Annotated in this window: 12 protein-coding genes; 7 read left to right on the top strand and 5 right to left on the bottom strand. The window is 61.7% G+C overall.

Annotated elements, in window-relative coordinates; genetic code table 11:
- Window positions 1-141: 141 nt before the first annotated feature.
- Together C0V97_RS05145 and C0V97_RS05140 are read left to right on the top strand one after the other, a co-directional pair.
- Entirely contained in the window at window positions 142-5,142 is a 5,001-nt protein-coding gene (locus C0V97_RS05145; RefSeq protein WP_127101343.1) for an alpha-2-macroglobulin, read from the top strand.
- Window positions 5,143-5,205: 63 nt separating this feature from the next.
- Complete coding sequence (locus C0V97_RS05140; RefSeq protein WP_158625345.1) at window positions 5,206-7,239, top strand: transglycosylase domain-containing protein; 2,034 nt, start codon at window positions 5,206-5,208, stop codon at window positions 7,237-7,239.
- A 42-nt stretch (window positions 7,240-7,281) separates the two neighbouring features.
- On the opposite strand, the gene C0V97_RS05135 is transcribed toward C0V97_RS05140, so the two are convergent.
- From C0V97_RS05135 to C0V97_RS05120, 4 genes are all read right to left on the bottom strand, one after another.
- Complete coding sequence (locus C0V97_RS05135) at window positions 7,282-8,712, bottom strand: efflux transporter outer membrane subunit (RefSeq protein WP_127101339.1); 1,431 nt, start codon at window positions 8,710-8,712, stop codon at window positions 7,282-7,284.
- Complete coding sequence (locus C0V97_RS05130) at window positions 8,709-9,875, bottom strand: HlyD family secretion protein (protein WP_127101337.1); 1,167 nt, start codon at window positions 9,873-9,875, stop codon at window positions 8,709-8,711. Before C0V97_RS05130 ends, C0V97_RS05135 begins: the two co-directional genes overlap by 4 nt.
- Window positions 9,872-11,353 carry a hypothetical protein gene (locus tag C0V97_RS05125; protein WP_127101335.1) on the bottom strand — a complete coding sequence of 494 codons (1,482 nt, stop codon included), beginning with the start codon at window positions 11,351-11,353 and terminating at the stop codon, window positions 9,872-9,874. The genes C0V97_RS05130 and C0V97_RS05125 overlap by 4 nt, the downstream gene beginning before the upstream one ends.
- A 463-nt stretch (window positions 11,354-11,816) precedes the next feature.
- Window positions 11,817-12,164 carry a DUF6525 family protein gene (locus C0V97_RS05120; protein WP_127101333.1) on the bottom strand — a complete coding sequence of 116 codons (348 nt, stop codon included), beginning with the start codon at window positions 12,162-12,164 and terminating at the stop codon, window positions 11,817-11,819.
- A 91-nt stretch (window positions 12,165-12,255) separates the two neighbouring features.
- Here C0V97_RS05120 and C0V97_RS05115 point away from each other — a divergent pair, with 91 nt between their 5' ends.
- From C0V97_RS05115 to C0V97_RS05100, 4 genes are all read left to right on the top strand, one after another.
- The gene (locus C0V97_RS05115; RefSeq protein WP_127101331.1) at window positions 12,256-13,704 is read left to right on the top strand and encodes an AMP nucleosidase; all 1,449 of its coding nucleotides are present in this window, start codon (window positions 12,256-12,258) and stop codon (window positions 13,702-13,704) included.
- Between the two features lie 123 nt (window positions 13,705-13,827).
- Window positions 13,828-15,639, top strand: a complete 1,812-nt coding sequence (locus C0V97_RS05110) for a M3 family oligoendopeptidase (protein WP_127101329.1) — start codon at window positions 13,828-13,830, stop codon at window positions 15,637-15,639.
- A gap of 3 nt (window positions 15,640-15,642) precedes the next feature.
- Window positions 15,643-17,010: an AarF/ABC1/UbiB kinase family protein gene (locus C0V97_RS05105; RefSeq protein WP_127101327.1), complete on the top strand. Its 1,368-nt coding sequence runs from the start codon at window positions 15,643-15,645 to the stop codon at window positions 17,008-17,010.
- A 371-nt stretch (window positions 17,011-17,381) separates the two neighbouring features.
- Window positions 17,382-18,344, top strand: coding sequence for an FkbM family methyltransferase (locus C0V97_RS05100; RefSeq protein WP_199751643.1), 963 nt, complete (start codon window positions 17,382-17,384; stop codon window positions 18,342-18,344).
- A gap of 274 nt (window positions 18,345-18,618) precedes the next feature.
- Here C0V97_RS05100 and C0V97_RS05095 read toward each other — a convergent pair whose 3' ends face one another.
- A complete protein-coding gene (locus C0V97_RS05095) occupies window positions 18,619-20,001 on the bottom strand; it encodes a cytochrome P450 (RefSeq protein WP_127101325.1) in 1,383 nt (460 codons plus the stop codon).
- Between the two features lie 69 nt (window positions 20,002-20,070).
- Here C0V97_RS05095 and C0V97_RS05090 point away from each other — a divergent pair, with 69 nt between their 5' ends.
- Entirely contained in the window at window positions 20,071-20,745 is a 675-nt protein-coding gene (locus C0V97_RS05090; protein WP_127101323.1) for a TetR/AcrR family transcriptional regulator, read from the top strand.
- The last annotated feature ends 35 nt before the right edge of the window (window positions 20,746-20,780 follow it).

Genomic DNA, 20,780 nt, shown 5'->3' with positions numbered 1-20,780 from the left:
CACCAGGCAGAACGCTGATGTGGGACGCTTCAGAACGATACCTTCAAATATCGATCTATGAAGATTAAGTGATCGATACTTGTTTTCCGCTTCCCCTCGGCTCATCACGGAGTCTCTTTTTCAACCGGCGGGGCAGAAAACATGGCGCGGCGAGTTCACAGTATCTGGTGGGGCGAGAGCCTTCTGGCCTTTTCCGCGGCCTCGGTTGTTCTTCTTGCCGGGGCAGCCCAGGCCGGAACGATGCAGTTCCAGCGTAGTTTGCTGAATACTGGCGGCAAGACCCCGGAATTCTGCCTGCGTTTTGCAACGCCGCTCGATAGTCAGGCTGGACCGCATTACGCCGATCATGTCCAGATCGCTCCGGCCATTCGCCCCGATATCGCCATACGCAATCGAGATCTCTGCCTCGGTGGGCTGGCCTGGGCGACGCGCTACAAGGTCACACTCACGACCGGTGTCCATGATGCGCGTGGCAATACGCTCGACGCGCCTATTTCTGTCGGCATGTCTACCGGGGACCGGACACCCAGCCTGAGCCTCGCCGGTGAAGGCTTCATTCTGCCACGCCGGAGTGTAGCCGGTCTGGATGTTCAGACGGTCAATATGGGACAGGTGCGGGTCAGCGTCTGGCGCGTATCGCCCAATGCTAGCCAGAGCATGAGCGGCGACGGCAGCTATCCGCGTATCGATACGGGCGCGACCGCGCTGGACGGCTACGAGTTCAATGCGTTGCGCGAGAAGCGTTTGAGTCAGGTCTGGTCCGGTACGCTCGATACGCCGGGCGGGCGCAACGCTACCGCGGTAACGGCCTTCCCCATCGCGCGCGTGATCCAGGGCCAGAAGCCCGGGCTTTACCTCGTCTCCGCCGAGAATGCGCGTACGCCCCGGGCAGAGAGCGCTATTGCCGCTCCTTTGCCCAGAGTGCGCACCGGCAATGAGGGGTATGACCCGCGTGAGGAGCAATCGATTGCGGCGCATTGGGTGAATGTGAGCGATATGGCGCTCACGACCTATCGTGGCGCTGACGGGCTGCATGTCTATGCCCGTGCCCTCTCCACGGCCCAGCCCATGAAGGGCGTCGCCATTCGCCTTGTCGCTCAGGGCGGGGATGATCTGGGGCAGGCGGTGAGCGATAGCGAGGGGCTGGTCACATTCGCGCCCGGACTGCTCAAGGGCAAGGGCGCCGATCAGGCGGTATCGCTCATCGCGACCGGGCCGGATGGCGATTATTCCATGACCTCGCTGAACCAGGCATGGTTCGATTTTTCCGATCGCGGTGCCGAGGGTCACCCTGCGCCGGGGCCGCAACAGGCCGTCATTGTCACCGATCGTGGCATCTACCGACCCGGTGAGACGGTCAATGCTACGCTCCTTCTGCGTGACTCGACGGGTAAGGCGCTGCCTGATCTGCCTCTGACGCTTGTCCTGCGCCGACCCGACGGGGTTCGCGCCAGAACGGACCTGCTCAAGCCGCAGGCCGATGGCGGCTTCGTGACGGCTCTGCCGCTGTCCCCTGGCGCGGCGGCAGGAAGCTGGACGATCGAAGCCCTGGTCGATCCGACCTCTGCCCCGATCGGACGGGCCACACTTCTTGTGCAGGATTTTGTGCCCCAGACGATTGCCGTGGATGCCACGCCCGAGCATCCGGCGATTACCGAGGGTGAGCCGCTGGATGTCACCCTGACAGGGCGTTATCTTTATGGCGCGCCCGCTGCGCATCTGAGGGGGGAGGCGTTCACGCGCATCATGCGCGATGAGGCTCCCGTACCCGGTGCGCAAGGATATGTTTTCGGGTTACAGACCCAGGAATTCAGCCCCGACCAGCAGAATGTCGAAGTACCCCAGACCGATGAGGCGGGTCACGCCCGTCTGACGATCGCCCCGGAATTGCCGCAGGGGCTCAGCCTGCCGCTCAAGGCAGAGCTTCGCGTGAGCCTGTTTGATCCGGCTGGCCGCGCTGTCAGCAAAACCCTGACCCTGCCGATCAGGCGCAACAGGCCTCTCATCGGGGTGCGCGTGACGCCCCCGCCGTCGAGTGGCGAGAGCGCACCTCAATCCGTGCCGGTCGATGCGCTCCTCGTCGGGCCGGATAATCGCCCTCTGGCCGTCCATACGCTCAAATGGACTCTCGTGCGCGAAAACGAGACCTATGACTGGATCATGAATGGCGGGGGCTGGCACTTCGTGCGCCATGTGATCGACGAACCGGTGAAATCGGGCGACTTTGTCACTGATGCCCAGGGGCGCGCGCATTTCGCGACGGATCTCGATAGCGGGCGCTATCGCATGGTGATTTCCGACCCCCAAAGCAACGCGGCCAGTTCACAGCGTTTCACTACGGGCTGGTGGTCCGACGCGGCTGAAAAGCCCAATGCCCCTGACCGCCTCAGCCTGTCGATCAGGGACAAGGTTCTGCCCATCGGCGGCAAGACCGTCGTTCACGTACAGGCACCTTTCGCCGGGAAAGCCCAGATTCTCATCGCGACCGATCGCATCGAGAGCGTGCAGACGGTCACCCTGCCCAGGAATGGACTGGATATCCCCGTCACCGCCAGTGCGAAATGGCCGGGTGGTGCCTATGTTCTGGTCACGGCCTTCAGGCCGCTCGATACCCCGTCGCGCCCTCACGAACCCTCTCGTGCGGTGGGGCTTGGCTATATCGGGATCGATCAGTCGGCGCATCGCCTGCAACTTGACGTGACTGCGCCGTCCGTCATCCGTCCCCGGGTCACGACAAATCTCCCGATAACGGTCAGGGGGGCCAAACACGTGCATCTGGTGGTCTCGGCCGTGGATCAGGGCATTCTGGCCCTGACGCGCTGGAAGCTGCCCGATGTGTTCGATCTGGTCTATGGCCGCCATGCCTTCGCGCTCGAGGTCAAGGACAGCTATGCGCATCTGATGACCCCGATTGGTCAGGGCGGAGAGATCCGCGAAGGGGGCGATGAGGGCGATGACGGTGGGGCAGGCCTTGCCGTCACCTCCACCCGCGTCGTTTCGCTCTTCTCGGGAGAGGTCAGTGTTGGCGATGACGGCAAGGCCGTCGTGCCTCTGGCTGTACCCGATTTCGAGGGCACGCTCCATGTGATGGTCACCGGATGGTCCGACGATGCGCTTGGCACATCGGAATCCGATATGCTCGTGCGTGACCCCGTCTTCGCCGATCTGACCCTGCCGCGCTTTCTCGCGCCGCATGACGTGACGGAGAGCCTCGTCTCGCTCGTGAATACGGAAGGGGCGGCTGGCCGTTACAGCGTCACGCTCTCAGCGAGCGGTCCCGTGCGTCTGACAGGTCAGACCCATGTCGAGGCTGAACTGGCGAAAGGTGCGCGTCAGTCGTTCCGTATCCCGCTCCAGGCACAGGAGACGGGTATCGCTCATCTGATGGCAAAGCTGCAGGATCCGAAGGGACGCGTGATGCTCGAGCGCAGCTGGGACATCCAGATACGCCCCGGCCACCTGCCCGTCACCCGCTCCAGCCTCCAGAGTCAGGCGCCGGGTGAGAGCTATCAGGCCTCGGCCAGCCTGCTCGACGCGTTTGAACCCGGAAGCTCCGCCGTCACGCTGGGCTATTCCGGAGTAAAGGGCATTGACACGATAGGCCTGCTTCAGACGCTTGAATCGGGCATGGGGGCCGATAGTCTGAGCCTTGCCGCTTCGGCGCGCGGTCTGCTGGCGCTCAAGGGGCATGAGCAGATTGCCCGTCTCGTCGTTCCTGAAGGGGCCGACAAGCGTATCCGGACCGCCATCGATATGCTGATCGACCGGGAAGACGCTGGCGGACGGTTCGGGTCATGGCGACTGAATGACGGCGCGCTCTTTCCATGGGAGCAGCTCTACGTCGTCGACTTCCTTATCCATGCGCGCGAGGCGGGCTACAAGGTTCCGGCTCATGCGCTCGACCATGCGCTGGACTGGCTTGAAACCTCCCAGGTTCAGTCACCGGGCGATGAAGATCGCTCTGCACGCGGGACCGAAGCAGCCGTCACGCCCGAGACACGCGCTTATGCGCTCTATCTCCTGGCCCGTGCAGGCAGGCTCGATATTCCAGCCCTGAGGGCCTTGGGCGATCGGGCGACCACACGGCTGTCGGACGGGGCAACCCGTATCTTCTGGGGAGATAATGCGGCCAGCGCGACCTTTGCCAATTCCCTGGCCCTGGGTCATCTGGCTGGCGGTCTGGCGCTCGGCAATGAGCGCCCGATGAGCAATATGCTGTTCGGCATGGCGGTCAATGCTCTTGGTCCGGTTCGCTCGGGGCGTCCGACCCTGTTCGATCTCGGCTACTGGACGTATCTGCGTGATCTTGGCGGCCTGGTCTCCCTGGCGGCTGAAAGCGGCAATAACGGGATGGCCCAGAAACTGGCTGACCGCTTCGCGATGCTCGACGTGCCTCTGGACTGGATGTCACAACAGACCATCACGGCTCTGCTGGAGGCCGCCCGCGCCATGGACCGCCCGGATCCGACGCGCGGTATTGCGGTCAATGGCAAGGAGCTTCCGCGTCCGATCGCGATGCCCGCTTCCTTCATGCCCGCTCCGGGAGAGCTGGACGGTTATCGCCTGACCAATAGCGGAACGACACCGCTCTGGCTGACGGTCACGCTCTCCGGCACCCCGAAAGAGGTGCCTGCTGCGGTGGTATCCGGCTTCACCATGCATGTCTCGACCCTGAACCTCGATGGCACGGTCTATGATCCCGCCAAAGGGCGACAGAATGATCGCTTCCTCGTGGTGATCCAGGGAGAGGCGCAAGATCGCAACGCGCATCATTGCATCCTCACCGATCTGCTTCCTGCCGGTTGGGAAATCGAATCGGCGGTGAAGGGACAGAGCCGTGACGATGAGGAGTCTGAAACGCGCCGATCCGATGCCGGGCCGGTATTCCTGGGCGAAACGACGAGAACGACCCATGTCGCGCTGCGCGATGATCGCTATGTGGCGGCGTTCGACCTCGCCGGGGGAAATTACCGCCCGAGCGGGCGCGATCAGCTTGGCTCCAGCGCGTTCCGGCTCGCTTATATCGTGCGTGCGGTGACGCCGGGGCAGTTTTTGCGGCCCGAAACATTGGTTCGGGATCGCTTCAATCCTGGCGTCATGGGAAGCTCGGCGGCCGGTCGGATCGTCATTGCGCCTCGCTGAGGCCGCGTGACGATGACCGCGCCGGAAAAGGGGATGCGCGCTGGGGAAAAAGCGGGAGCGAGAATGGGTCGGGTTCGTTCCGTACGCACGCTGTGGCGGCAATACAGGCCGCAAAAGCGGCGAACGGGGTTTCTGCTGGGCGCTCTGGCGTTTCCTCTGGTGGCCGGATGCGGGCTGTGGGGGGCGGATCGCCTTTTTCCGCCCGACATGCACCGCGCCCAGCAACAGGCCCTGCTTTTGCAGGATCGGCGGGGCGAGATTATCGATGGCCGCGTAAGCGTCGACGGTGCCTGGCGATTCGCCACCGAACGCGCGAACACGGACCCGCGCTATCTTGCCCTGCTCCTGCGTATTGAGGACCGCCGTTTCTGGCAGCATCCGGGGATTGACGCTCCCGCACTGGCGCGCGCCTTTTTCCAACTCGTGACGCGTGGCCATGTCGTCTCTGGGGGATCGACCCTTGCCATGCAGACCGCGCGTCTGCTGGAACCGCATCGTCACAGCTTGCGGGGCAAGATGCAGGACATGGCGCGCGCATTGCAGCTCGAGTGGCGCTATGGACGCAAAGGGGTTCTCGATCTCTATCTGACGCTCGCGCCCGAAAGCCGGAATATCGAGGGAATAAGGGCCGCTTCCCTGCTCTGGTTCGGTCATGAACCCCTGCATCTGAGTGAAGAGGAATCGGCGCTGCTGATCGCCATGGCGCGCCATCCCCACGCCTTGCGGCCCGACCGCCATCCTGAGGCTGCACGCGCGGCTGTGGCACGGCTCTTGGACGCTGTTTCCGATACCGGCTGGTCGCGACGGGGGGCCATGTCCTATGCTCTGCATGTCGAACGCATCGTTCATGAGGCGCCGGGAGCCCTGACATGGCAATGGCGTGAGGGCCAGCGCGGCGTTTACAGGTCATCGCTGGATCGTCGCCTGCAGACCGGGCTGGCCGAGATCCTGCGTGAAACGCCCCCGCCCGCGGGCGGCACCTGGGCTGCGCTGGTGGTGCGGCGCGATGGCAGCATCGCCGCGTGGCAGGGTCACGCAGGGAATGGATGTGCAGGCTGCGCGGGCGATATGATCACCTCCTGGCGCTCACCGGGCTCGGCGCTCAAACCGGCCATTTACGGGATGGCATTCCAGCTCGGTCTGCTCGCGCCCGATACGCTCATGCAGGATCGCGCCACGCGTTTTGGCTTTTATGCGCCCCGCAACTACGACCGCATCTTTCATGGGACCACGACGGTGCGTACGGCGCTCCAGCGCTCCTATAATCTGCCTGCCGTACGTGCACTGGACATGATCGGGGCAGGATATTTCGCCGGGACGCTGGACGCGGCGGGGATCGTGTTGAAACTCCCCGCGAACACCTCGCCCAGCCTGGCCCTGGCCCTCGGGGGTGTCGGTATCAGGCCGCTCGATCTCGCGCGGCTCTATACCGCCTTTGCCAATGGGGGGGTATCGCGCCCCCTCACGCTCGACTGGCCCGTGGAGCCGCGCCCCGGCATCCCCTTGATCGGAGCACGCGCGAACCGTCAGATCCTCTCGATCCTGAGTGGCACACCCTTGCCCAGAGGGCGCGCAGATACAGGAGGCCTGCGTGTGGCTTTCAAGACCGGCACCTCCTATGGCCAGCGCGATGCATGGGCAGCAGGGCTTCGAGGGGACTGGGTGGCTGTGGTCTGGGGGGGGCGGCCCGATGGCACGGCAGTACCGGGTATTACCGGCCTCACCACCAGTGCACCGGTCCTGATGCGCGTGTTCGATATCCTTCCCGAGGAGGGCGAAGCCACGGTGGAGGACGCCTTCGTGCCCGCGCGGCTGTCTCCCGCCTTGCAGAAGCTCGAGGGGCGCATGGGCCCCCAGATCGTGCAGCCTGCCAATGGGGGCATTGTCGAAAGTTTCGCCGATGACGGAAGCGCAACACCGGTCGGTCTGGTGGCGACGGGGGGCGTCGAGCCCTATCGATGGCTGATCAATGGCGTGCCGCTCGACACGCCGGTCGGCATCACCCCGTCATGGAAACCCGATGGACCAGGTTTTGTGCATATCGCGCTGGTCGATGCCACAGGAGCGGGAAGCGCGGTCGATATACGTGTTCGATAGGGCATTCCGCCCGCCTCCTTATGGCAGGCGGGCGTTTGACATTCAGCCCTTGCTGACCGGTGGGTGGGTGGCGGGCTTCTGGTTGTCCGGCGGGGTCCAGCCCCCGCCTACCGCCTGATATAACGTGGCCAGCTCGGCCAGACGCGAGGCTCGGATCTGCACCGTCTGCAATTCTGCCGAGAGCGACGCCGTCTCGGCATCGGCGACATCGAAATAATTGACATAGCCGGTACTGAGTTCCTTGCGGGCATCCTCGAGCGTATGGCGGCGTGAGGCGAAGCTGTTGCGCAGGCTGACCTCCTGCGCCGCCAGATGGGTCGTCCCCGAGAGAGCATCCTGCACTTCGCGAAAGGCTTGTATAGCGGTCTTGCGATAGGTCCATGCGGCCTGGTTGCGCTGCGAAACCGCGATTTTTTCCTTCGCACGCAGGGCACCGCCTTCGAAGATTGGCGCAAGCACACTGCCACCGAGCGCCCAGACCGTACCGGAAATGGGTGAGGCCCCCCCTGCGGTGCCGATTCCGGGATTGAGCGTGATATCAGGCAGGAAGGCCGCGCGTGCCGATCGGAGAGAGTGATCGGCTGCGATGACCTGATCGGCTGCCGAAACCAGATCTGGCCGGTTCGAGAGTATCCGCGCCGGTATGGGCGCCACGACAGGGGGCAGACGCAGCGCCTCGAGCGGCAGTCCTGCGGTCATGGTCTTGATCTGATCGCCCGGAATATCCCCCAGCAACACGCTCAGGGCGTCTTCCTGCTGGGCGATCTGCAGGCGGGTCGAGGCGATCTGGGCCTCCGCATCGCTGACCTGGGCATTGGCGAGATCGAGCGAGCTGGTTTTTTCATAACCCGCCTTGAGCTGATGGCTCACACGCGCCTGTTCGGCGGTGCGCACGCTGAGTGTGCGTTCCAGGATGGAGAGCGCGCTGCGCGAGGCCTGCAACGCCACATAAGCGCGCACCGTATCGCCTATCAACGCCAGCCTGACCGTTTCACGATCGGCTTCGCTCGCCAGCGTCTGGGCACGTGCCGCGCGCGTCTGTTCGCGTAGCTTGCCGAACAGATCCACATCGAAGGTGAGGCCGCCGCCCATGATATAGGTGTTGAAGTTCTGGCCGATGAGATGCCCGTTGCCGATACCAAGCCCCTGACCGTCAATATGCGGCAGCTGGGCGCTTAGGGCGAGACGCATCTGGGCACGTGCCTGAAGCACACGCTCCGATGCCAGAGCCAGGTCCGGGTTGGCGGCCAGAGCCTGTGTCACCAGCGTCACCAGAACCGGGTCGCCGAACTGAGCCCACCATTGCGGGTCGAGCCCCTCGACATTTTGCGACGTGCTGTCGGCGCGCCACGAGGCCGGTGCGGTGACACCGGAGCCTTGAGGCAGGATGAAATCCCCTTTCTGACACCCATCGAGCAGCAAGGGCAGGGCAGCCAGCCCCGCCATCAGACCGGTGCGGCGAAGGCGGCTCACGAGGCACCATCCTTTGCCACGGATCGCGCTTGCGGATTGGTTGCGGGAGGCGCAGCCGCAGTGCTTGTTCCAGGCGTCGCGACATAGGATTCCACCGACATGCCCGGAGCAAGTCTCTCGGCATTGGGCTGGTTGGGGTCGATCGCGATATAGATGCCGATACGCTGCGGGATCTTCACGAAGTTGCCCGTCGCGTTATCGGGCTTCACCACGGCGAACTCCGAGCCGGTCGCCGGGGCGATGCGAAACACATGGCCCGTGAATTTCTGGCCGTTCAGCCCGTCCACCGTGAACGACGCGGCCTGTCCCACGCGGATATTGCCCGTCTGGGCTTCCTTGTACTCCGCCACCACCCATCGCTCGTTCGGCACCAGCGAGAAGAGAGCCGTTCCCGCGCCTACATAGGCACCGATATGCGTGCCCCCCGTGCGGCCGATGACCCCGTCACTTGCGGCACGTATGTGGGTGCGGTTCAGATCGATACGCGCAGAGTCGAGTGCGGCCTGGGCCTGACGGACATCGGCACTCAGGACATCTTCCTGCACATCGGCTGATTTCACATCCGCCTCTGCCGCGCGCACATCGGCCTGGGCCTGGCGCAGCGAAGCCTCGTCAGAATGGAAGCTGTCCAGCCCCGCGTCATATTCCTTCTGCGAGACGCTCTGATCGCCCACGAGTGCGGCCTGGCGACGATGATCGGCGCTGCTATGCGTCAGATGGGCGCGCGCTGTCATGAGGGCTGCCTGGCGCTGGTCAAGCTTTGCGCGAGCCGATGCCTGGTTCTGCCTGTTATTGATCAGGGCTGCCTGACGGCTGCCGAGATCGGCCTCTGCCTGGGCCACGCGCGCCAGATAGGTGCTCTGATCGATCTGGACCAGAAGCTGACCCTTATGCACGGGTGCATAATCGGTGACATAGACCCCTTCGATATAGCCCGGAACTTCGGGGGCTACGATGGTCACGTGACCTTGCAGATAGGCATCATCCGTGCTGACGCCCTCCACACCGAAAGGGGCGAGATCGAACGCGGCAAGCACGCACGCGATCACGATCACGGCCAGCAGGGCAACCAGAGCCAGAATGGGCAGGGTGCGCTTTGGCGGATGCCATGCCGCTGGTTGCACGGGCTTCTGGTCAGAGGGGGAGGCGGATGTTTCTGTCATGAGAGGCGTCTGTTCGAAAGGGTCAGGAAGTGATTGCAGAGCATGATGAGGACGATGAGCGCCGCTGCGGCGAGAGCGAACACGCTGACGAAACCGAACACGTTCAGATAGCCCATGACCGCAGCCTGGTCTGACAGCGTGTTCGAGATCGAGGAGACGCCAATTGAGGAACTGACGAGCGATGACGAGGCGGTTTCCGAAAGCCGCGATGCAAATCCCACCATCGCATAACGCTCGTAATAATACTGAATGCTGCCAAGCAGGGCTGCGCCGGTCACGCTGCCAACGCTTTGTGTGATGGCGAAGACATAGATCGTCGAGATGAAGTGGCTCGTATCCGATTTCAGTACAAGGATGACGCCGTAGAGCAGGGCGGGACCGACGAAGAGCGTGGTGCCAAAGCCAAGCAGCATCTGCGAGACATACATGTTCGATGGACGGGTGAGGCCGTTACTGCCGGCATCCATCCACGAGGCGAGGGCAATGGCCAAAAGGGCGACGATGCATTGGAAGGGAATAGCTTTGGGAGACAAGGTCAGACCCATCGCCGTTGTGCCCGCGACCATGCCCAGGATCACGAAAAGATAGAGCGTATGATACTGGTCGTTGAGCAGACCGGCATGGGAAAGCAGCCCGGTCGCCCCCGAACTCTGCTCGGAGAGCAGCAGGCGCTCGACGATGGCCACGACGGCAAAGCGCAGGATCGTGCCGGTACTGAGCCAGTTGATCTGTAGCAGCGGTCGCGTACGGCAACTCTCGAATGCGAAAGCCGCTGCGGCGAACAGGATCGTGCCGATCAGCAGCCAGCCGATCCAGGGCGTATCGGTCCACCACATTGTCTTGCCGAGCGTCAGAAACGAGGCGAGGCAAACCGAGACGCCGCATAATAATATGGCCGATAACCCATCGAGCCCCTCGAAGACCCTGCCGGTATTGGTCCGGGGTAGAGGAAGCAGCAGGACGAGGCAGAGCTGAAAGGCGCCCATGGCTGTGGCGAGACAGGCAAAGCCATGATTGGACGAGCGGGTCAGCATCTCGACCGGCAGAAGGGCGGCGATTGGGTTGGCCATTTGCAAACTGGCTATGGCAATCGCAATGGCCATGACACGATGTGATTTCGGCAGGGCCTGGATCAGATAATAGACGCCGCCGGCCACATTGGTTGAGACCATCAGACCATTGCTGACGCGGTTGATGGCGAGTGTTGCAAAGCAGGGCCAGGCGATCAGGATGAGCCCTGTCACCACATTGATCCCGAGCAGCGTGGTGAGGAACACCATGACGCCAAATTGCTGGCGGCCCTTGATCACCACCAGATTGGCGAAGGCTGCCGCGCCCACGAAGGCCGCGATCAGCCATTCAGCCTCAGCCGAAGTCAGCCCGGCCTCGCCTGCGGCGCTGCCGAGATTGCCGGAAAGAAGTGAATTCTGCGCTGAGGCGACAATCGGCATGAAAACACCCATCATCGCGTAGAGCATGCGCCGCCAAACCGGGTGATGCGCGATATAGGGCGCGCCGAGCAGGGGGGGACGTTCAAGCCCCGCGCTTGGATCGGGACTAGACAGTGAAGACTACCGTGGTCATGCGGCCCTCTTGCAGTATCGCCATGTATCTGACGCTGAAGACAGGGTTCGCCGGAAGCGAAATGACTGTTCAGGCGATCCTTTTTATCAGGATATGACCTATGGCTTCTGCATAGTATGGCAGACGAAGCGGCTCTTAGGTGTGACAAAAGAGTGAGCACCGTCCGGGTCGCGTTATTTCAACGCTACAGACGGTCAATCGACTTGAAATCAGGTGCGATGGGTTCGGCGAGAAACAGGTTCTCGTGTTGTCTCTCTGGCCAAGGGCCAGCAAGTTCTTACGGCGATATCCGTGTCCCCGCTGCGGGAAGCAGGTCTGGTCTCGAGCGCGTGCAAGCTCCTGACCCGACCAGCGCTTTCATGGGCGGGCATCGTAGCGAAGCGGCGTCGCGCCAGCCTGCAGATGGGGCAGGGGGCCGTTCTGCGCCACGAACGCATTCTGCTCGAGGCGTTCGCAGTAATCGAGATACCGTATCATCGCGCGTTCGGCGCGCTCGGTCGCGCCATGCACCTTCTTGTAGTGCCGCCACAGAATGAGCGCGTTGACGGACCAAGCATCATAGACATGCTCGGCCAGACGCTGGCGTATGACTCTGGGCAGGGCATCGAAGGCGGCCCACGCATCGCCTTCATGGCGGCGCCACAGCGTTTTGCGGCAGGTGCCGTCATTATCGGCAGACGGGAAACCGGTCAGAGCGTCTCTCATGAGAGTGATGTTATAACATAACTTTTTCCGCGTCTATCGCTCTTGCGCGCAACAGGGTAGCCTGAAGGAAACACGAAGCCACAGGTGGAAGATGAGCGCAGCAGAACAGGATACGCTTTTCGATCGGGTCGGGAGCGGCTTTACCCCCTTTCATGATCCTGAGGCTGCACTGAACCGTATCGAGGCCCTGTATGACGAGGGGGTGACCCGTCTTCGGGATGCCTTTGCCGCCCGCCAACCCGCTGAGTCGTTTTATCCCTATCTCGCTTTTCCATTGGTGCGCGGCACTATTCCCGCCGATGTCAAACCGCGTTTTGGCGTGCTGCTTGAGCCGGGATTCTATGGCACCACGCTCACCCGTCCGGCATTGTTCCGCAGCTACTGGCGCGCGCAGATCGAGAACCTGATCGAGTGCTACAAGCAGCCAGTCTATGTTGGTGTATCGCGTCGGCCCATGCCGCTCCCCTATGTGATGGAAGAGGCGGTGACTGGTCTGACCGAGGCCGATCTAAGGCTCCTGCAGGATAATTATGCCCTGCCGGACCTGCATATGACCGATGACACCATTGCCAATTGCGAGATCATTCCCGACCCGAATGCCCCACGGGCGCTGGCGCTTTTCACAGCCGAGCGCACGGATTATTCGCTCGCACGGCTGCATCATTACACTGGTACGGCTCCGCGCCATTTTCAGCGCTTCATTCTGCTGACCAATTATCAGCGCTACGTGGACGGGTTTCGCGACTATGCGCGCGCCCAGGTCGATGCCGGGGGCGAATACAGCGCCTTCGTCGAGCCCGGGGATGCGATCTACACCAAGGACGGGCAATCAGGTCATCCAGCGGCCTCGCTGCCTCAGATGCCAGCCTATCATCTGTGTCGCCCCGATGGGGACGGGATCACCCTGATCAATATCGGGGTCGGGCCTTCCAATGCGAAGACGATTACCGATCATCTTGCTGTGCTCCGCCCGCATTGCTGGCTCATGGTTGGGCATTGCGCCGGGCTGCGCCGTACCCAGCTTCTGGGCGATTACGTGCTGGCTCATGGCTATGTGCGTGACGATCATGTACTCGATGACGACCTGCCGACCTGGGTGCCCGTGCCACCCATTGCCGAGGTCCAGGTGGCGCTGCAGGAAGCCATGGAGCGCGTGACCGGGCTGGATGAGCGCGACATCAAGACGCGGCTACGTACGGGGACGGTACTGACCACCGATAATCGCAACTGGGAGTTGCGGCTGCGCGCCTTGTTCACCCAGATCAACATGAGCCGGTCGATTGCCGTCGACATGGAATCCGCGACGATTGCGGCCAATGGTTTTCGCTTCCGTGTGCCCTATGGCACGCTGCTCTGCGTTTCAGACAAGCCGCTCCATGGCGAACTCAAGCTGCGCGGCATGGCCAATGCGTTCTATCGTGAGCGCGTAAGCCAGCATCTGATGGTCGGTATCGAAACCATGAGGCTTCTGCGTGAGCGCGGGGTGGACAGCCTGCATTCGCGCAAGCTGCGCGGTTTCGACGAGCCTGCTTTCCGCTGAGTTTCGCGCCTCAGGCGCGATTCAAGATGTGCTTTTCCCCATCAAGCCGGGGTGAGGCCCACTGGCCAATCGGTCGGGGAGGCCCCAGATCGAACGGCACGAGATTTTCAAGGACCCGAATTCATGGCCCAAGCCGATAGCGCCTCCTTGCCCCGCTGGGATCTGTCTGACCTCTATGCGGGGCTGGCCGATCCTGCCATTGCGCGCGATCTGGCCTCGTGCGAGGCCGAGGCGCGCGATTTCGCCGAGCGCTGGAAGAACCGTCTCGATCAGGCCGGGGCGTCGGAGCTGGCGGCAGCCATTGCCGATTACGAGAGTATCGATCAGCGCATGGGACGCCTCGGGGCCTTTGCCCAGCTGAGCTTTGCCGCTCATACGAGCGATCCTGAAACTGGGCGTTTCTCGCAGGGGATGACCGAGCGGCTGACGGCCATCTCGTCGCATCTGCTCTTCTTCGCGCTCGAGTTGAATCGTCTGGATGAGGCCCATCTTGCGGCGCTGCTCGAACAGCCCGATCTGGCCCGCTGGGCCCCGTTCCTTCGCGATCTGCGCGTGTGGCGGCCCTATCAGTTGTCTGATGCTGTCGAGCAGGTTCTGGTCGAGAAATCGGTGACGGGTCGCGCCTCCTGGAACAGGTTATTCGACGAGACCATGGCCTCGCTTACCGTCACGCTGGAGGGAGAAGAGCGCCCGCTGGGCGACGCGCTCAACCAGATGTCCAGCCCTGACAGGGAAAAGCGCCGCATTGCGGCGGCAGAGGTCAGCCGAGTTCTTGGCGCCAATCAGCGCCTTCTGGTTCTGATCACCAATACGCTCGCCAAGGACAAGGCGATCGAGGACGGGCTGAGGGGCTTCCCACGCCCGACATCGAGCCGTAACCGCGCGAACATGGTGGAAGACGAGGTGGTCGAGGCCCTCGTCTCGGCAGTCGACGCAGATTACGCCCGTCTGGCACATCGCTATTACAGCCTTAAGGCGGGCTGGCTCGGCCTGGAGAAGCTGCAGCACTGGGATCGCAACGCGCCTCTCCCCGGCGACGAGGACAGGTTGATTCCCTGGGATGAGGCCAAGACCATCGTGCGCGATGCCTATGAGCGTTTCGATCCGCGTCTGGGTGGGCTGGTCGGGCAGTTCATGGAAAATGCCTGGATCGATGTCCCGCCGGTGCCGGGAAAATCATCCGGGGCATTCGCGCATCCGGTCACTCCGGATACGCATCCCTATGTGCTGCTCAATTATCATGGGCGTACGCGCGACGTGATGACCCTCGCCCATGAGCTCGGGCATGGAGCGCATCAGCTTCTCGCGGCAAAGCAGGGGTATCTGCTCTCCTCCACGCCGCTCACACTGGCCGAGACGGCCTCGGTTTTTGGCGAGATGCTGACCTTCCGGGCCCTGCTCGATGCCGAGACCGATCCGAAGCGTCGTCGGCGCATGCTGGCGGGCAAGGTGGAGGACATGCTGAACACGGTGGTGCGTCAGATTGCCTTTTACCAGTTTGAGGTCCGGGTGCATGATGAGCGCAAGCAGGGTGAGCTTTCTCCGGAGCGCCTTGGGGAGATCTGGCGCGAGGTTCAGACCCGCAGTCTCGGCCCCGCCTTCGAGTTCACGTCCGATTACGATTGCTACTGGTCATACGTGCCGCATTTCGTGCACTCGCCGTTCTATGTCTATGCCTATGCCTTCGGCGATTGCCTCGTGAATGCCCTCTACGGCGTGTATCAGGGCGCGGTCGAGGGGCAGGGGGGAACAGGCGCCTTCCAGGATCGTTATGTCGCGATGCTGGAAGCTGGTGGAACCAAACGTCACGCCGAGCTGCTGGCGCCTTTCGGGCTCGATGCAACCGATCCCGGTTTCTGGCGCAAGGGGCTGGACGTGATCAGCGGTTTCATCGATGAGCTCGAGGCTCAGGAAAAACAGGACGAGAGCGCTTAACCGATGAGCACCCCCAAGGATCTGGATCAGACAGGCTTGTTCGGCGAGATCAAGCGTATGGCGCGCGCCTCCGGCACGGTGGGCGGTATCGCGACACGGGTGATCGGCAACAAGCTGGGATTCAAATCCAATCAGGCCATTCACGCGAATGACCTGCGCGCGGCACTGGGCGGGCTGAAGGGCCCGCTGATGAAGGGCGCGCAGATCCTCTCGACCATTCCGGGTGCCCTGCCTGAGGAATACGCCAATCAGCTGGCGGAGCTTCAGGCCAATGCCCCGCCCATGGCCTGGAGCTTTGTTCGCCGCCGCATGGTGACGGAGCTGGGCGTGAACTGGGAGCGACAGTTCCGCTCCTTCTCCCATCAGGCCATGGCGGCAGCAAGCCTCGGCCAGGTGCACCGCGCTGTCACGTCAGACGGTCAGGATGTGGCCTGCAAGCTGCAATATCCGGATATGAATGCGGCGGTGGAGTCCGATCTGCGCCAGTTTCGCGTCGTCGTCGGGCTGGTTCAGCAATTCCTGCCCGCCATCAAGCAGGATGAGGTGGTGCGCGAGCTCGAGGAGCGCCTGCGCGAGGAACTGGACTATGAGCGCGAGGCGTCGCATATGCGCCTCTATCGTGCGATGCTCGAGCATATCCCTGAGGTGACGGTGCCTTTGCCCGTCGAGGCGCTCTCGACGCGTCGCCTGCTGACCATGGAATGGGTATCGGGGCGCGGTATTCAGAAAATCCTCGACACGAATCCCACTCAGGAAGAGCGCAATGCGATTGCCACCGCGCTTTTCAAGGCATGGTACACACCCGTCTATCGTTACGGCATCATCCATGGTGATCCGCATATGGGCAATTTCACCATCCGCTCCGATTGGGGGCTGAACCTGCTCGACTTCGGGGCGATCCGTATTTTCCCTGCGCATTTCATCAAGGGGATCATCGACCTCTTCAATGCGCTGCGTGACAATAACGAGGAGATGGCCTTTGCGGCCTATGAAGCCTGGGGCTTCAAGGGAATTTCCCGGGATACGGCGGCCGTGCTCAACGAATGGGCGCGTTTCATTTACGGACCGCTAATGGATGATCGTGAACGCTTCATTCAGGAAAGCGACGATCCGAATTTCGGGCGCGACATCGCCGAGCGTGTATACGAGGGGCTCAAGCGTACCGGTGGGGTGCGCCCCTCGCGCGAATTCGTACTGGTCGATCGCTCCGCTATCGGGCTGGGGAGTGTCTTCCTGCGTCTCAAGGCGAAGCTTAACTGGCACAAGCTGTTTCAGGAGCTTATTGCCGATTTCGATGAGGTCGCTCTCGCCGAGCGTCAGAAACAGGCGCTGGAGGCGGCCCGTGTGCCGCCCCCACTCAACGGTCTCTGAAATTCCTCAAAGAAGAGCCCATTTGGCACTTAAAAAGGGAGTCCGCGATAATGCGGGCTCCCTTTTTTATTGTTCCTCTTGATCGGGCGCTTACGGATGGCACGTCCGATACTGCACGATGCCTATGTAAAGTAAGAAATGGAAATGAAATAAGAGGTAGTAACTATCCTGCTCTGAAGGTAATTTTTGGATCGATCTCAAATTACGATTTTGAAAGAGGGCAGTCTGGCTTCTTGTCGGTATTTTAACGATACGTGAATCTGTCATAAGACGACATGCAATTTCTCTGTAAGATCATGAGCATTTCCTCGTATATCGGCCTGAGGTGCAGTATGGGGGCCGTCATCTCGGCCGGGTAGGAGTAGGTGGCGATGAGTTCGATAGTGAACCCCTATGCGTTGATTGATGCACGATATGGGACCATGCTGGCCAATCGCTTCGATACCTATATCGGACAGGCGCTCATAGAGTACGGTGAGTACGGCGAGCATGAGCTCGATCTGCTGAGACGCTTTATCACCCAGCCGGGCACGATCGTCGAAGTCGGTGCCAATAATGGCAGCCAGACCGTTGCTTTGGCTCAGGCCGCTCGAACCGCCGGTGCCAGTCTCGTCGCGTTCGAGCCCCAGCCTTTTCTGTTTCAGAATCTCTGCGCCAATCTGGCTCTTAACGGGATTGATAACGCGATCGCCTGGCCGTTCGCAGCCTCGGATAAGGCGGGTTCGGTGGCATTCGGCCAGCCGGATTACAGACAGCCGGGCAATTTCGGGTCTGTTTCCATGCAGGAGCAGGCTTTTGTGGGGGATGTCATCGTGCCGAGCATTCGTCTCGATGATGTCCTGGCGGGGCGTCAGGTGCGCCTCATGAAAATCGATGTCGAGGGGTTCGAGATGCAGGTGCTCAAGGGCGCCGCCGGGCTGATCGAGACATGCAGACCAGTCATCTATATCGAGAATGATCGGCCTGCTCAGTCACAGTCGCTGATCGATTACCTCTGGCGGCGGGGCTACCGTCTGTGGTGGCACGTTACGACCCTGTTCAATGTTGGCAATTACCGTCGTAAAGCCGATAATCGCTATGCTGGTCTGCACTCCTTCAACATGATCTGCCTCCCTTCCGAATCAGAAATGACCATGGATGAATTACCAGAAGTCACGGATTCGAGTGCCCATCCGGGTATACCGGTTCCAGCGCACACGATGGCGGCACATGAAGAGACGCAGGGGCTGTCTGATACCCGGACCGATGGCGCTTCCGGGAACGAGGATCCCGTCTCGGACGGCGCAAGGGAGCCCGCAAAGCGGCGCCTCGAACTCGTCCCAGACAGTGTCTGATCCCGTAAGGCGGGAGGCGGCAAGAAGGCCGTATCTTTTCAAAAAAGGGCTCTATCAGCCTGGATCGCGTGTTGAGGGTTACGCTTCCGCAGCTGGTCAGACACCCGTTATAAGTTCGGATAGCCGATAAGACCGGCATGTGGTCCCATTAGCCGCTTTACGCTCCATAGGCGCATCGTAGATAGGGGGCCACACAGAATAACGTGGCCCCAGGAGAAGGCGTGGCCTTGCTCATGGACAGTTCACCCCTGACCGATGCGCCTTCATGATGGGCTCAGCTATCTGCCATTGTCGAGTGCCGGGATCTCACCGACATCAGGAGCGGCTTTGACGGACGCAACGTGATTTCCAGCTTGCCCGGTGGAATGGCGGGAAGTTCCGGGGTCAGATCGAGCCTGCGCAGTGTCAGGGCGAGGACCGTGAGAGCCTCCGTCTCGGCAAAGCGTGCGCCTATGCAGATACGTGGTCCTGCGCCGAAAGGCATGAATGCATAGCGGTCGTCCTGAGGCCGCTCGCCCTCGCGTGGGATGAAGCGCGATGGGTCGAAAATCTCGGGTGCTTCCCAGAGCTGCCTGTGGCGGTGCAGTGCGCAGATGGGCACGACGAGCCGCGTCCCTTTCTCGAGCGAGACGCCTTCCAGTTTGAAAGGAGCGCGCACTTCACGGATGATGATGGGGGCGGGCGGAGTCAGGCGCATGGACTCCCTCAGGACGCGTCGTGTCAGGTCCAGCCGCGCCAGCTTTTCGGTGTCAAGTTCCAGATTGGCATCCGGAAGAACCGTATCCAGCTCCCTTTGCACGGCTCTCATGATTTCGGGGTGACGAGCGAGGCGATCAAGCGTCCAGGCGAGCGCGAGAGCGGTGGTTTCGTGCCCTGCGGTCAGAAAGGTCAGCAGATTGTCGATGATTTCCTCATCGCTCATCATGCGCCCTGTCTCCGGATCACGGGCAATCAGGAGGCGGTTGAGCAGGTCATCCGGCGCCGCAGACGGGTCTATGCCTCGGCGGGTGCGTATCTGGGCCAGCGCCTGATCACGCAGGGCACGGGCTGCGGCGAGGCCTTTGGCCTTACCTGGATGCGGTAGCCACTCCGGGGTTCCGAGCAGATCGCCGAGCAGGCTCCAGCGGGTCTGTTTGAGAAATACGCCGAGCCCCTCTGCCATGGCGTCGGCATCCACGGCCTCGGGGGAGGAGAGCATCGTCTCGATGATGATCCGACCTGTCAGGCGCATCATCACCTGGTCGATGGCGACGATACCCCCCTGATTTTCGAGCGCGCTCACGCAACGATTGGTCGCGCCGATCATGGCAGGCAGAAATGCATCGGTCCCACTTGCGCGAAAAACCGGGGCGAGGGCCTGTCTTTGCCATTTCCAGTCTGTCCCCTCCGCGGTGAGCAGACCCTTTCCAAGTCCCGGGCCGATAGCGCGTCGCAATCCCTCGCCCTTGTCTAGTGACGAGGCATGGGTAACCAGAGCCTCCCTCACCAGATCGGGTGCGCAGACATAAACGATATGCTGGCGCCCGAGATGGCGCTCCACCAGACGCTCGTGGAACACGGATGGTGGAAGGGCCTCTATGGGATTACGAACCGTGGCGGTAACCGCCCGTATCTGAGCTGGCAAGGTGGTGAAAGCCTGGCGCAGGGATGACGACATGGCCTAACTCCGCTATCTAAGGTTTACACCTTAGAGCATATAAGGTGATCACCTTAGAAAGCGAGTGCCATGAAGCCGCCACTCCCCTCTACGAAATCACGAATTCTTGAGGAGGCCCGCCTTTTTGCGAATGAGGTCGGGTTCGACCGTCTCACGACGCGCGAGCTTGCAGAACGATGCGCGATCAATGAGGGCAATCTCTATTATCACTTCAGGACCAAGACGCAGCTGATCGAAGCCCTGTTCGCCGCATTCGACACAGAGGTACGTCGGCTTTTTGACTCGCTGCCGGTTGCGCCGGACCGGCCAAGCCGAGCCGAGCTCCTGAAGAGTATCGCGCGCGGCGTTGACCTGCTCCGCGCGTGGTGCGCGTTGAGTTGGCACTATCGGGCGTTGATGCGGGATGGAAATGCCCTGTTCCGACTGGCACCCGAGTTGCAGAAGCCTGCTGTATCACTCAATGCCGTGCTCGTCGAACGCGTGACAGAGGTGATCAAGGAGATGAGACGCATGAAGGCCCTGTCCATCGATGAAGCCGCTATCCCGGGGCTCGTTGCCAATATCTTCATTATTTCCACGCACTGGCTCGGATATGTGATCCATCAGATCGGGGTCAGCGACCCCGATGAGACGTATCTGGAATGGGGTTTCAGCCAGATCTTCGCGCTTATCGCTCCCTATCGCACCTGGATGACCCGGCTCGCGATGCGTCTGCATACCCGGAGCTTCGCGTTTCGCCCATAGATTCCAGTGGTGGGCTCCAATACTGCGGGTCAGAA

This window comes from Asaia sp. W19 (genome assembly GCF_003994335.1).
Lineage (GTDB): Bacteria > Pseudomonadota > Alphaproteobacteria > Acetobacterales > Acetobacteraceae > Asaia.
Note: the sequence above shows the minus strand (reverse complement) of the source record. Positions and strands in the feature narration are given on the sequence as shown.

What these genes read in the sequence shown, in the direction of transcription:
- C0V97_RS05145 (WP_127101343.1), top strand. Translation starts at nt 142, where the DNA reads ATGGCGCGGCGAGTTCACAGTATCTGGTGGGGCGAGAGCCTTCTGGCC.
- C0V97_RS05140 (WP_158625345.1), top strand. Translation starts at nt 5,206, where the DNA reads ATGGGTCGGGTTCGTTCCGTACGCACGCTGTGGCGGCAATACAGGCCG.
- C0V97_RS05130 (WP_127101337.1), bottom strand. Translation starts at nt 9,875, where the DNA reads ATGACAGAAACATCCGCCTCCCCCTCTGACCAGAAGCCCGTGCAACCA.
- C0V97_RS05125 (WP_127101335.1), bottom strand. Translation starts at nt 11,353, where the DNA reads ATGCTCTACGCGATGATGGGTGTTTTCATGCCGATTGTCGCCTCAGCG.
- C0V97_RS05120 (WP_127101333.1), bottom strand. Translation starts at nt 12,164, where the DNA reads ATGAGAGACGCTCTGACCGGTTTCCCGTCTGCCGATAATGACGGCACC.
- C0V97_RS05115 (WP_127101331.1), top strand. Translation starts at nt 12,256, where the DNA reads ATGAGCGCAGCAGAACAGGATACGCTTTTCGATCGGGTCGGGAGCGGC.
- C0V97_RS05110 (WP_127101329.1), top strand. Translation starts at nt 13,828, where the DNA reads ATGGCCCAAGCCGATAGCGCCTCCTTGCCCCGCTGGGATCTGTCTGAC.
- C0V97_RS05105 (WP_127101327.1), top strand. Translation starts at nt 15,643, where the DNA reads ATGAGCACCCCCAAGGATCTGGATCAGACAGGCTTGTTCGGCGAGATC.
- C0V97_RS05100 (WP_199751643.1), top strand. Translation starts at nt 17,382, where the DNA reads ATGAGTTCGATAGTGAACCCCTATGCGTTGATTGATGCACGATATGGG.
- C0V97_RS05095 (WP_127101325.1), bottom strand. Translation starts at nt 20,001, where the DNA reads ATGTCGTCATCCCTGCGCCAGGCTTTCACCACCTTGCCAGCTCAGATA.
- C0V97_RS05090 (WP_127101323.1), top strand. Translation starts at nt 20,071, where the DNA reads ATGAAGCCGCCACTCCCCTCTACGAAATCACGAATTCTTGAGGAGGCC.